Source organism: Mycobacterium sp. UNC410CL29Cvi84, assembly GCF_000686745.1.
GTDB lineage: Bacteria > Actinomycetota > Actinomycetes > Mycobacteriales > Mycobacteriaceae > Mycobacterium > Mycobacterium mucogenicum_B.
Genome location: NZ_JMLM01000022.1, coordinates 77,939 through 90,061, shown reverse-complemented (window position 1 = coordinate 90,061; position 12,123 = coordinate 77,939). Strand labels below are relative to the sequence as shown.

General features: G+C 66.6%; 12 protein-coding genes. 2 read left to right on the top strand and 10 right to left on the bottom strand.

Features of this window, described 5'->3' with window-relative positions; translation table 11 throughout:
• The 4 genes from BR47_RS31380 to BR47_RS0124885 form a co-directional block, all read right to left on the bottom strand.
• Nucleotides 1-297, bottom strand: a 297-nt coding sequence (locus tag BR47_RS31380; protein ID WP_036427332.1) for a response regulator, incomplete at its 3' end; no start/stop codon positions are given.
• Nucleotides 298-1,234: 937 nt separating this feature from the next.
• A complete protein-coding gene (locus BR47_RS31375) occupies nt 1,235-2,173 on the bottom strand; it encodes an energy-coupling factor transporter transmembrane component T family protein (RefSeq protein WP_197035068.1) in 939 nt (312 codons plus the stop codon).
• Nucleotides 2,170-4,182: an ABC transporter ATP-binding protein gene (locus tag BR47_RS0124890; RefSeq protein ID WP_036427724.1), complete on the bottom strand. Its 2,013-nt coding sequence runs from the start codon at nt 4,180-4,182 to the stop codon at nt 2,170-2,172. The genes BR47_RS31375 and BR47_RS0124890 overlap by 4 nt, the downstream gene beginning before the upstream one ends.
• A 43-nt stretch (nt 4,183-4,225) precedes the next feature.
• On the bottom strand, nt 4,226-5,080 hold the full coding sequence (locus tag BR47_RS0124885) for a lysophospholipid acyltransferase family protein (protein ID WP_020104342.1): 855 nt from the start codon (nt 5,078-5,080) through the stop codon (nt 4,226-4,228).
• A 499-nt stretch (nt 5,081-5,579) separates the two neighbouring features.
• On the opposite strand from BR47_RS0124885, the gene BR47_RS31370 reads away from it, so the two are divergent.
• Nucleotides 5,580-6,023, top strand: coding sequence for a hypothetical protein (locus BR47_RS31370; RefSeq protein WP_138158501.1), 444 nt, complete (start codon nt 5,580-5,582; stop codon nt 6,021-6,023).
• Between the two features lie 47 nt (nt 6,024-6,070).
• On the opposite strand, the gene BR47_RS0124875 is transcribed toward BR47_RS31370, so the two are convergent.
• From BR47_RS0124875 to BR47_RS0124850, 6 genes are read right to left on the bottom strand one after another with little or no spacing between them, the layout of a single operon-like run.
• A complete protein-coding gene (locus BR47_RS0124875) occupies nt 6,071-6,943 on the bottom strand; it encodes a sulfurtransferase (protein WP_029121138.1) in 873 nt (290 codons plus the stop codon).
• Nucleotides 6,940-7,866, bottom strand: a complete 927-nt coding sequence (locus tag BR47_RS0124870; protein ID WP_020104339.1) for an ABC transporter substrate-binding protein — start codon at nt 7,864-7,866, stop codon at nt 6,940-6,942. The genes BR47_RS0124875 and BR47_RS0124870 overlap by 4 nt, the downstream gene beginning before the upstream one ends.
• A complete protein-coding gene (locus BR47_RS31365) occupies nt 7,863-8,402 on the bottom strand; it encodes a nucleoside/nucleotide kinase family protein (RefSeq protein ID WP_020104338.1) in 540 nt (179 codons plus the stop codon). Before BR47_RS31365 ends, BR47_RS0124870 begins: the two co-directional genes overlap by 4 nt.
• Before the next feature lie 4 nt (nt 8,403-8,406).
• Entirely contained in the window at nt 8,407-9,180 is a 774-nt protein-coding gene (locus tag BR47_RS0124860) for an energy-coupling factor transporter transmembrane component T family protein (RefSeq protein ID WP_029121137.1), read from the bottom strand.
• On the bottom strand, nt 9,177-10,694 hold the full coding sequence (locus BR47_RS0124855) for an ABC transporter ATP-binding protein (protein WP_029121136.1): 1,518 nt from the start codon (nt 10,692-10,694) through the stop codon (nt 9,177-9,179). Before BR47_RS0124855 ends, BR47_RS0124860 begins: the two co-directional genes overlap by 4 nt.
• Nucleotides 10,691-11,302 carry an ECF transporter S component gene (locus BR47_RS0124850; RefSeq protein WP_020104335.1) on the bottom strand — a complete coding sequence of 204 codons (612 nt, stop codon included), beginning with the start codon at nt 11,300-11,302 and terminating at the stop codon, nt 10,691-10,693. Before BR47_RS0124850 ends, BR47_RS0124855 begins: the two co-directional genes overlap by 4 nt.
• A 151-nt stretch (nt 11,303-11,453) precedes the next feature.
• Here BR47_RS0124850 and BR47_RS33325 point away from each other — a divergent pair, with 151 nt between their 5' ends.
• A complete protein-coding gene (locus BR47_RS33325; protein WP_177127430.1) occupies nt 11,454-12,098 on the top strand; it encodes a GntR family transcriptional regulator in 645 nt (214 codons plus the stop codon).
• The last annotated feature ends 25 nt before the right edge of the window (nt 12,099-12,123 follow it).

The window sequence follows — 12,123 nt, the reverse complement described above, 5'->3', positions numbered from 1 at the left end:
CAATCCGGCGATCCGGTCCTCGACGGTGTCCTTTGCGGTGAGCAGCAGCACGGGCAGTTCGGGGCGGATGCGGTGCAGTTCGTGGAGCACGTCGAGCCCGCTCATGTCGGGCAGCATGATGTCCAGCACCACGATGTCGGGTTTCTCGGCAGCGGCCTTCTTGATGGCCGTCGCACCATCCTGAGCGGCGGTGACCTGCCACCCTTCATACCTCAGCACCATGGATACCAGGTCGCCGAGCGCCGGTTCGTCGTCGACCACGAGGACCTCGATCGGGCTGCCATCGTGGCGGGTCATCGGCGCCGGAGCTGCGTGTCCGGCGGTGTGTGGCCGCCCGGTCGCGGCGTAGGCGTCTGGCGCATATCGCATCGCGACATTGTTGCCAACGGGATTAGCCACGATCTGTGGTTGGCTTATGGAGAACCTATGAAGCAAGTGTTTCAGCAGCTAGTAGCCATATTTCTGGTGTGACTTTCGTCGTGCCGTCGTGCCGTCGTGCCGTCGTGCCGTCGTTCGCGGATCGCGGTGCGCGCCTGTTCTGCCAAATGTACGGCGGCCGAGGCCCAGTCCGCCTTGGCCGCCGTACATTACGCGCCGTTGCAAGCGCTGAGGCCTGGCTGTGCAGATCCACGCTGCCGTGCATCCGCCGTCGGCCTACAGCGGTGGAGGCAATGGAATTCCCAGGATATTGGGTACGCCGGGCACCGGTGGCGGTGGCGCCGGCGGCCCCACACACGGCAGCAGCGGAACGCACAGTCCTGGTGCTCCTGGGCCGGGGGGAGGCGGCGGCATCGCACCGGCCGTCCCCGCCTCGAATCCAATTGCACTGAAAGCCAATCCGGCGCACACGGCCACCGATGTGACTACAAGACGTGACTTCTTCACCGAGTCCTTCTCCTCTGCAAAGTCGGTAGGGCAACAGAATCGACGGTAACGGTCGTACGTGGGCAGAGGCTGTTGGTTGATTAGGGCAGTCATATCAGTTGTTCGCCTTGGTCTTTCGTCCGCCTCAGGTCGACGGTTGTGGGGTGAGGATTTGCCGGCGATGGAGGAGACTGTCGTATGGAGTAGAGTCCGAAGCGAAAGCGGTTTGACGGCAATGAGTTTCGTTGAATCGTTGAATATTTGGACGAGCGTGAAGCTGAGCTGGGTCGCCGGCGTTTCGTTGGAACTGCAAGCGTCAGTAGAGATTTGCAGTAGTGACGTCGCTGCCGAAGCCGAATACTGAGCGAAGTCAGTGGGCCGGCGGGTTGCATCCGGGCGGTAATCCACCCGATCCGGCGCCGCCCATGAGTCCGGACGGGGGTGGTTCAAACCCTGGTGGGAGCCCGGGGGCACAGCCGATGCCGCCGGTGATCACGTGGAGACCGACGGCGGTGGCGCAGACGGCGGCGGCGATCGCCAGTGCTATCCAGTCGGACCGGCCCAGCTTGGTGCGTGCTGCGGTGAGTTGTCCGGTTCCGCCGCGGGCAGCGATCGCATCGCCGATTTCGTCGGCGCGGCGCAACATCATCGCGGTGCCGGTGGCAACCAGGTCGGCGCCGTCACGCACGCGCTGTCGAACTCTCCTTATGGCCCGTAATTGCGGTGTGGGTCGCAGGGTGCGGGCGGCGTTCACCACCCTGAATTCGTCGATCAGCATGGGAAACGACCGCAGCGCCAGACTGAGGGCGACCGCGAGATCATCGACGGGGATGGACAATGCCCGCAGCGGACGACCCAGTGTCGCGAGTGCCGGAGCGACGTCGGCAACGTCGGTGGTCCAGGACAGCACCGCACCCGAGAGCAGCAGGACGATCGTCAGCGCCGACAGTTGTAGGAATTGCAGCAGGCCACCGAGTCCTGCATGGAGGCCTGCGACCACGACGACCGGGGCTCCGCCTGTGGATGCCAGAAACACTGCGCCGATCCCGACGACCGCCCACATCGCAGGAGGTATGGAGGGAAAGGCGCTGCGCGGGATGTCGGCCAGCCAGATCGCGGCCAGCGTCAGGACGCCCACCGCGACGATCGGGATGGGGCTTGGATCGACGGCCAGCAACACGGCGGCGGCGACGAGGATGATGATCTTGGTGCCGGCCCACAACGAGTGGACCGGACTGGTGCCCGGGACGGGACGCAGCAGTACCAGTGGTCTTTTGCCCCGATGCCTGACTGGTGCACGGCGTGTCATGACGATGCTCCCGTCCAGGATGAGACCGGAGTCTGGATCGCGCCGTTGTGCAGGCGTAAGACGCTCGGGCACAACTGGTCCCGGCCGGCGAAGTCATGCGAGATCATGACGATCGTCAGTCCGGTGTCGCGGCGCAGTGCGGTCAGCAGCTCCACCAACCCGCGTGCGCTGGCGACATCCAGACCGGCTAGCGGTTCGTCGAGGATCAGCACGCGTGGCCTCCGGGCCAGCAAGCCCGCGAGCACGAGCCGGCGCTGCTGGCCGCCGGAGAGCTGATCGACGCGACGCCGAGCGAGCGCGGGGTCCAGGCCGACGCTGGCCAGCGCGGCCACCACGCGATCCGTGTCATGCACCTCGAATCCCGCCGCGGATGCGATTTCCAAATCGACCCGCGACCGTATGAGTTGCAAACGTGCGGCCTGGAAGGCGATGGCCACCGCGCCGATCTGTTCGTCAGCGGGTCTGCCGTCGAAGAGGACTGATCCTGCGGAGGGCGTGGTCAGGCCGGCCATGATCCAGGCCAGCGTCGACTTGCCGGACCCGTTCCCTCCGTGGATCAACACGCCGTCACCCTCATGCACGGTGAGGTTGATGTCGCGCAGGGTCGTGTGTGCCCACGGTGTACCGGCGGCGTACTGGTGGCTGACACCGTCCAGCTGCATCACGGGCAGCCCGGGCAGTCTGGTTACCGCCGGCAGTCCACCAGCCGCCGGTGGAGGTGGAACCGGTGGCGTAGCGGTGGGCACCATGGCTGTGTTGTCCCCGGTTGTGGACAGGCTGATGACCCAGTCGGCGTTCTCGGCCTCGTCGCGGTAGTGGGTGATCTCCACGACCGACATCTCTTGGTGCGCGGTCAGGCCGTCCACCACCGCCCGCAGCGCTTCACGGCCCGCGGGGTCGATCATCGACGTGATCTCGTCGGCGATCAGCAGTTTCGGGGAGCGGGCCAGAGCGGCTGCCACGGCGAGGCGCTGCAGTTCACCTCCGGACAGTCCATTGGTGTGGCGCTCGCGCATCCCGGCCATTCCCACCCGACGCAGAAGCCCGTCGACGTCGACAGGCGTGTCCGCGGGCAGACCCCAGACGACGTCGTCGGCGACCCGCATCCCCAGCACCTGCGTTTCCGGATGCTGCAGCACCACGGCGGTGCCGCCGATGCGCCCCAGGCCGACTGCACCGGGGCGGTACACGGTGCCGGTGGTCGGTGCGGCGCCGGCGAGGATGCGCCCCAGCGTGCTCTTGCCGGACCCATTGCAGCCGACCACGGCGACACGTTCGCCGACATCGACGGTGAGGCTGGTCGGGGCCAGTGCATTGTGGTCGGCGCCGGGATACCGGAAGCCGACGTCGTCCAGATGGAGGGGCAGCGGGGCGGGCGCGGCACCGGCCAGGTCGGCAGGTGACGGGTCGAGTTTGTGGACGTCGGGGACACCACCGAGGCGTCGCAGGACATCGGACATCACCCACCAGCCGATCATCGACACGATCGTCACGAGGCTCGTCAGCCACCCGGTGAGCAGCAGCGGCCAGGCTCTGAACCCGGCCGAGGTGAGGTGTGCCAGGCCGTCGCCGAGGCCACGTAGGGCAGGGACGGCGTGCAGGGCGACAGTCAGCCCATTCACGGTTGCGTTCAGAGCGCTGAAGATCAGCGCCCGCAACGGGGTCAGTACCAGCAACGCACTCGACGTGACGGCCCCGAGGGCCATGCCGGCGGCGACACCGGTGACTGCGACTGTGACGATGCCGCCGCCGCGGCGTTTGACGATGCCGGCCAGCCCGCCGATGTAGGCGCAGGACAGCACGGTGATGGCGCCGGGAACACCAATGATGAGGAATGCGATCACCGCGCCGGCAATGGCGGCGGTAATCAGTACCCGGAGCCGGTGCCGGTAGGCCAGCAGTCCGATCGGCACCATGGCGACCAGCGCCAGGAACCCGGTCACCGGGACGACGGACGCCGAGATCGCCAATCCTGCCGTGGCCGCAGCGACGACCGCGGCATGCGCCATCTCCCCGGGAAGCAGATCGGAGCGACCACTGGTGCGTTCCGGACTAGCCACGAGCGTCCGCGCTCACGTCAGCCGGACGCGTGGCACGGGGCCAAGCGAGCGGATTCAAGGCGCGGTACGGGTCGGCGGCCCGAATTTTCAGCAGTTCGGCCAGGCTGGTTTCCAGCGCTTCCTGGGTCGTCTGTTTGACGGTTGCGAGCCAAGTCTCGTCCGTGACGCCGGCGGGTTTGGTGGTCGTGATCGGGGCGCCGAACCGCAGGTACATGCGCTGCGGCCGCGGGATCAGGGTGGGACCGATCCCTCTCATCAGCGGCATCGGCATGTTCGGACGGCCGGTGATCTTCTCACTGATGGTGAGGCTGAGTCGGCCCAGCGTGCTGTTGCGCGTGAACAGATGTTCGTACATATCGTCGCCACCCACCAGCGTCACCGGCACGATCGGGTAGCCGCCGATGATGGCTTCGCGGGCAAAGCCTGCCCGGCCCCGCCAGTTGATGGTGTTCTCCTCACCTTTGAACTTGGCGATCTCCCGGCCGCCGCCGGGGAACACCAGGATCGTGTCGTCGTTCCGCATCAACGCCTGAGCGTTTTCTGGAGATCCGACGACCGCCCCGACCGCGGCGATCACATCGCGCATCGGGCCGCGCATTTTGCCCATACCCCGTTCAGCCAACGGTCGCACCCGCGTCCCGATGCCACGTCGCACGAAATGCAGGATCAGCGGAACCTCCACGCCGCCCTGAGTGTGGTTGGCCACCAACAGAAATCGGCCATCGGCGGGCAGGTTCTCGAGCCCTTCTACATAGGGACGCAGCAGGTCCACGATCGGTGTGGCGGCATCGCTGAACGATTCCAGAATCCGGCGCAGCGTCTGTACCCGCGTCGGCTGATCAACCATCTCCTCAGGGGCGTGGTGCTCTGTCATGACGATGATGTGCTCCGATCCATGTGTCGAATTGCCGAACCAGCGAGTGAACGGTCCGGTGATGGGCGACGCTGCCTACTCAGCCACCGGCAGCCGTGGGATTGCCGACGACGCGCGGCATCGGCGACAAGCCCCAGCACGACCGGCGTGGCCGAGACTTCCTCCGGCGCCGATCGCTTCCCGTGCAGAACGTGAAGGTAACGGTCGAATCCATGGATTTTTTAGGGCAATGCTTGCGAAAGCGTATGAATAGCGCCGGTTTTGACCCATAGCGCGCGTACAACCATGACGACCATCACAGTCTCGCGGTGCCGGCTTTCGTGCGTTACCGCGATCGACAGAGCCGGCACGATCCATTGCATGCCGGTGTGCTCGAGATCACAAAACGCGGACGTTCGGTTCCGGCCAGAGGGCACGACTAACCCCATATAGCGGTACTGGTCCCACGAGGGTTCAGTGCCTTGTCTGGGAAATGACGTTCGCGGCATCTCGAAAGGGGAACTGGAGCAACATGTTGAGCCGTCTACTATCGCTCGCCGGCGCCGCTGCGGTTCTCGGCGCCTTGCTGTCCACCGCAATCCCCGTGCAGCTCGGAGCTGTGGACCGGTTTGGCACGCCGATTCCCTGCGGGAACGGCTTTCACCCGAACTTCGAAGTTGCCCGCGTGCAAGACCAGATCAATTTGGACCTGCACACCAACAGCGGGCCCATGTTCGTGGCGAGCAACTATGCCGAGCAGTGCCAGTCGATACTGGCCGACCGTCAATCGACGACGCTACCGGTTGGCGCCGGTGGTGTGGTGTTGCTCATCGCCGCCGTTGTCCTGTGGAGCCACCGCCGTTCGCAGGTCGGCCAGGAGCCTGCCATGGCGCCCGTGCTGACGCAGCCGTTCACCCGAGAGGCCGCATTGTCGTAGCAGCGGGTGTCGGCACGCGGTATCGACAACCAGTCTTTGAGTCATGCTCACAAGTCGACGGATTCGTCGACCTGCAGCGGCAGCGCCGGATCGGCACTCCATTCCTCCAGTGAGCCGTCATAGACGCGGATGGATTCGACACCGGCTGAGACCAGCGCGAGTGCGTTGACCGTCGCTGAGATGCCGCCGCCGCAGTACAGCAGCACCTCGCGGTCGAGGTCAGTGCCGGCGTCCCGGTAGCGGTCGATGATCTCCGCAGGAGGACGCACCCGGCCGTCGTCGTCGAACAGTTCGCGGGCCGGCACGTTGACACTGCCGGGGATATGTCCGCGGCGTGTGTACCGTGTCGGTTCCGTGCCCGCGAATGCCGCCGGAGACAGAGCGCACACCAGGTTCCCGGTATCGCAATCGATTTCGCGAAGCTCGTCGAGTTCGATCCATGCCTCCCGCACCCGGTCCGCAGACCACAGGGCGACCGGCTGCGCTTGGCGGGTCTCGGATTCCACCGGCAGCCCGGAGGCACGCCAGGCATCCAATCCGCCGTCGAGCACCCGCACTGGAATCCCGATCCAGCGCAACAGATACCAGGTTCTCGCCGCCCAAAAACCGCCGGTGGTGTCGTACACGACCGTCGGTGTGTCCGCGCCGATGCCGAACTGCGCGAGGCGGTCGGCCAGTTCCTGTGGTGGCGGTCGGTGGTTGTGCGTCGCGGCGGGAACCGAGAGGTCGGTGTCGACCCGTACGTGGATGGCACCGGGCAGATGGGCGTCTTCCCAGCGGCTGCGCCCGCTCTCGGTACGGAAGTCACCGTCGAACTGTGGCCGGTGCAGGACGAGGCTGGCGTCGAGGATCACCGGAGGGGTGCCGCCACTCAGTGCCGAGAAGAGTTCTTCCGCGCCGATGAAGGGTCCCGGATTCACCGCGCCTGAATCTCCGTGACAGCAGAGATATTCGCGAATGCCGCACGCCACCGCTCGGGCGCGGTGAGGATTCCGTGCCCGGCGAGCCAGTGCGCGTACGGTTCGATCAGCTCGGGACGGACTGTGCCCCAGTCATTCCCGAAGAACCAGGTGCCGGCGATGGCGTCGAGCGAGCGGGCGATGACATCGGGCGGGAAGTACGGCATGACATCGCCCAGCAGCTGGGTGGTCTCCTCGGGATGCTGAGTTGCGTAGCGGAAGCCGCGTTCGCTGATCGCTCGGAAGTCCTCCAGCAGCAACGAGTTTCGGTCGATCAGCTCGGCATGTGCCCCGAGTAGGTAGCTGTGATAGCCGAACGGCAGCTCCTCGTCGACCCGCCAAATCCGTTCGGGGCGGTCCGGGTGCTCGCTCAGCAGAATGTCCCAGGCCCAGTAGGAACCGAAGGTGGCGTCGGCTGCGCCGGCGGCCAGGTCGGCGCTGGTCAACTCACGCGCACCGACGTCGACCAGGATGACGGCATCGGGGTCGCCGCCCGCTCGCGACACCAGGTCGCGCACGATCGCGACGCCGCGGGGCGTCGGATTGAGTGCCACCCGCTTGCCGGCCAACTCGGCCAAACTGCTGATCCCGCTGCTGGCGAGCGTGCGAATGGTCTCCAGGCCGCGTTGGTTGACCGCGGCGATCGCCTTGAGCGGTTCGCCGCGCTCGGTACGCACGAGCAGGCGGTTGGTCGGGAACACCGCGATGTCCACCAGGCGGCGCCCGAGGTGTTCGAGGCTGTCGCCGATGCCGGGGTCCACGGTCCGGATCTGCAGGTCGATTCCCGCTTCGGCGTACCAGCCGTGGTGCCGGGCGAGATAGAACCCGGCTGAGTTCGGCCACGGATGAAAGTACTCGAGTGCCAGCGAGATTGAGGTGGTCATGATGTCCTTCGTGGATCGATGAATTCGAATCCGGCTGGGGTCGCCACGGCGATCAGATCGGCGCACTCCTTGGGCCGGTGGCGGGCGACGAAATCCTCTTCCTGAGCCGCCCAGCGGTCCCAGTGCGGTCGGTACAGGTCACCGTCACGGCGTAGCGCCCGGCGCTTGCGGGTCGCGTCGTCGGCATCGACCCAGATACCCAGATCGGCCAGCGCCCGTGTGGCCGGGGTGAGCGCCCCGATGCCTTCGATGACGAGGCGCTGTCCGCGGTCGACACGATGCCAATCTCCCGGACACGCACCGCTCCAGTCCCAACTGCGCCAGCGTCCGGCTTCGCCGGCGGCGCGGGGCGCCAGCAGTGATTGGTGCACATGGTCTGCGGCCCAGAACAATCCGTCCCACCCCGGGTAGATGTCATCGAGACGAACCACGACGCTGTCTGCCCAAACGTCGTGCAGTTGCATTGCCAGCGTGGACTTTCCCGATCCCGAACGGCCGTCGACCAACACCGTCGCGGCTTCGTCGAGGCGGCTCACAATCTCATCGAGTACCAATGAAGTTCCATGCTCCGGCAGCGACCGACGTGGTGATCGCCACCGCGATGATCACGAATCCAGCTGTGACGAGGGCGAACTCACGCCCGGCGAATGGCGAGGGGCGGGCCCAGGTCCGGTGGTGGTGCGCACCGAAACCGCGCGCCTCCATCGCCGTGGCGAGTTTGGACCCGCGTCGGACCGCAAAAACCAACAGCGCGAACGATTGTCCGGCGACACGGCGCAGCCGCGCGTGATCGGCGACGCCCCTGGCCCGGCGCGCGTATCCGAGGTACTGCCAGTCCTCGCCCAGCAAGCCGACCAGACGCAGGCCGGCCAGCGCGCCCAGTACGAACCGCGCGGGCAGCTTCAGCACCTGGCCCAGCCCGTCGGCCAACTCGGTCGGATCGACATCGGCGAACAGGATCACCGATGGCAGCGCAATCGCGAGAACCCGCAGAAAAGTGGCCAACGCCAGGGCAATTGACCCGTCACTGACGGTGATGAGCAGGTAGTGCCAGTGCACTGTGCCGGAGGGCTGGCCGTAGAGAAGGATGGTCACCGCGGTGAGTGCCGCCGCGACGGCGATCACCGCGCCGCGCGTGAGTACCGGCCGCAGCCGAGCGCCCACCGCAAAGAACAGAGTGAGCTCGAGCACCAGTGCGGTCAACGCCGACACCCAGTCGACGGACAGCACCAGTCCGCCGGCGATGAGGAGGGCGGTGAGCAGTCGGGCGACGGGATTGACCGGGCGTGTGCCGACGATGTCCACGGTGGTCACGGCGTCGTCTCCGTTGCGGTTTGCCACGCAGGCAGCTCGATGCGGGCATCTGCGAGCAGGGTGGTGAAGTCGAGATCGTGGGTGACGGCCACAATGGCCGTTCCTTCGTCGGCGAGGTCGGCCAGCAACCGAATCAGCTCTTCCCACGTCCGGCGGTCCTGCCCGAACGTCGGCTCGTCCAGGACGATCACTGCCGGCGCCGTGGCCAGCACGGTCGCCACCGACAGCCGACGTTTCTCGCCGCCGGAGAGGGTGTACGGATTCGCGTCGGCGACGTGTTGCAGTCGCAGCCGATGGAGTAATTCATCTGTGCGGGAAGTGATTTCGGTAGCACCACGTTTGAGGGCCCGCGGACCGAGCGCCAGCTCGTCGCGGACGGCGCCGGTGAGGAACTGATGCTCGGGGTCCTGGAAGACGCTGCCGATCCGGGTGAGCAGTTCCTTCGATCGCCAGCGGACGGGTTCGGGCCGCGACCGTGGGGGAGCCAGCGCGGCGTCGGCGGTGAGGCGGCCCACCGGTGGTCGCAGCAGCCCGCCGAGCGTGAGGGCCAATGTCGACTTGCCGGCTCCGTTGGGGCCGGTGACGACGGTCGTACGTCCGCGCCGGATTTCGAAATCGAGCCCGGTGTGCAGCGGGGCGTCGCCCCGGTGCCCCACGGACAGATCGGCGGCGCGAAGGAGGACGCCGTCGTCCTCGCTACGGCGCCTGGAGATCTCAGGCAGCGGAACGCCCGGCACCCAGACGCCGGACCGGACCAGGTAGTCGTGTTCGCGCCGGAGCGTGTCGTCAGGTGTTCCGTCGGCGACCACCGTGCCATCGGCACCCAGGACGATCACGCGATCGATGACGGGCAGCCATACGTCGGTGCGATGCTCGATGACGATGAGCGTCGCGCCTGTCTGGCACGCGGACTCGGCGATCGCGTCGCGGACCTCGACGACACCGGCGGGGTCGAGATTCGCGGTCGGCTCGTCGAGCAGGATCAGGCCCGGGTGCATTGCGACCACGCCCGCCAATGCGAGGCGCTGCTTCTGGCCGCCCGACAGCTTCGAAGTGTGCTGGTACAGTGGCACATTCAGCCCGACCGAGTCGAGTGCCTGCCGGACCCGCGGCCAGATCTGATCGCGTGGAACGCCGAGGTTCTCCATGCCGAAGGCCACGTCGTCTCCGACCCTGGAGAGGATCACCTGCGAATCGGGGTCCTGCAGCACCATGCCGATGCGGGACCGGCGTTCGGCCGGCGGCGCACCGTCGACGTGGAGGTGTCCGGCCTGGCGTCCTTCCTCGGCGCCGCCGAGCAGCCCGGCAATGCCGTGCAGCAGTGTGGATTTCCCGGCGCCGGACGGGCCGAGCAGCAACACGCGTTCGCCGGGGGCGATGAACAAGTCGAGATCGCGCACAGCCCAATTCGCGCGCGTCGCGTGCTGCCAGCCCCAGCCGCGCGCGTCGACGGCAGCGCCGACGGAGCGCTCCGCATCTGCCGACGCGTGCGCGTGTTCGCGTTGGACGTTCACGAAGCCGGGCTCGGCGCCACACGTCCTGATGCAAAACGGCTGAGGACTCCGGTCTTGGCCAGGTTCCGCACCACGATCCAGGACAGAACTCCGGCAAGTACCGCACCGGAGGCGATGCCCGAAACCACATAGACCGCCGCGAAGCCGGCTGCCGAACCCGGGTACCAGAGGATCAGGTCGTTGATGGCCATGGCGACCCCGGCAACTGCTCCGGAGAGCACCGCGGTGGGCAGTCCCCACCGCCGATAGAGGAACGCCGCGAAGACGAGCTCCGCGCCCACACCCTGGACCAGGCCGGATTCGAGTGTGAGCACACCCCACTGATTGCCCACCAACGCCGATACCGAGGCCGCGACGAGCTCGCCGTAGATGGCCGCACCCGGCTTGCGGATGACCAGGGCGGTGAGCACACCGGCGAACAACCACCCGCCGCCGAGCAGCGCCTGCAGCCCGGGGAGCACGGCGCCGAGGGGTGCGCTGACCGGATTGGATGCGATGTTCCACAGCACGAAGATCAGCCCTGCCGCCGTCGCGAGCACACTCGCGACGACGATGTCGACGACGCGCCAGCGCAGTACGGGGCGATCAAGGGTGGGCGGGGTGCTCATAGGTCTCCTTATGCCGTCGCGCGGAACCGCGACACGCACAAGTATGGATGGCCCACGCAAAAGCTGTATGCCTTCGGTTCATCATGAGTATTTTTTGTATACAAAACAGCTCCGTATGTATTCTCAACGTGAACACAAGGTTGGAGGATGGGTGCAACGGACGCCATTTCACAGCGCATTTCGTGCCGATCTGTTGGCAGGCCGGTTCTCCCCGGCTGAACCCCTGACCGAAAGCGCACTCACCGCCGCGTACGGAGTCTCCCGGACGCCCGTACGCGAGGCGTTGAGCCGGTTGGAGCAGGAGGGGCTGATCAGCCGCTCCGTGCGCGGCTACCGCATCCGCTCGGGCTCACCGGACGATGTCATCGAGATCTATGACGTCCGCATCGCACTGGAGAAGGCGGCCGCGGAGGCGGCAGCGGCACGGCGGACCGAACTGCAAGTGGCGCACCTCGCGGAACTGCACCAGCAAGCGGTCGCGGCGGAGGATCCCGCCACCGCACGCCAGCTGAATTCGCAATGGCACGAAGTGCTTTGGGCTGCCTCGCACAATTCGACGTTGCGGGAAACCCTGACCAACCTGGTGGCCAGGCTGCGCCTGTGTGACCGCGAGGCGATGCACCGTGACGATCTGGCCGACGTGGTCACCGAGCACGAAGCGATCATGGACGCGGTCCGGCGCCATGATGCCGACGCCGCCAGCACAGCCATCGCCGCGCACCTCCAGCGGACCAAGCAGGAACGGCTCGACACGTTTGCGCGGCTGTACAGTCAGCCGCCAGTGTTTGAGCGGTGAACCTGTCGGCGGGACGTGATGGTCG

What these genes read in the sequence shown, in the direction of transcription:
- BR47_RS0124890 (WP_036427724.1), bottom strand. Translation starts at nt 4,182, where the DNA reads ATGGCGCATGCCGCGGTCGTCGCTGCGGCCACGGCAGGATTGGCGATC.
- BR47_RS31375 (WP_197035068.1), bottom strand. Translation starts at nt 2,173, where the DNA reads ATGACACGCCGTGCACCAGTCAGGCATCGGGGCAAAAGACCACTGGTA.
- BR47_RS31370 (WP_138158501.1), top strand. Translation starts at nt 5,580, where the DNA reads ATGACGTTCGCGGCATCTCGAAAGGGGAACTGGAGCAACATGTTGAGC.
- BR47_RS0124885 (WP_020104342.1), bottom strand. Translation starts at nt 5,080, where the DNA reads ATGGTTGATCAGCCGACGCGGGTACAGACGCTGCGCCGGATTCTGGAA.
- BR47_RS0124850 (WP_020104335.1), bottom strand. Translation starts at nt 11,302, where the DNA reads ATGAGCACCCCGCCCACCCTTGATCGCCCCGTACTGCGCTGGCGCGTC.
- BR47_RS0124870 (WP_020104339.1), bottom strand. Translation starts at nt 7,866, where the DNA reads ATGACCACCTCAATCTCGCTGGCACTCGAGTACTTTCATCCGTGGCCG.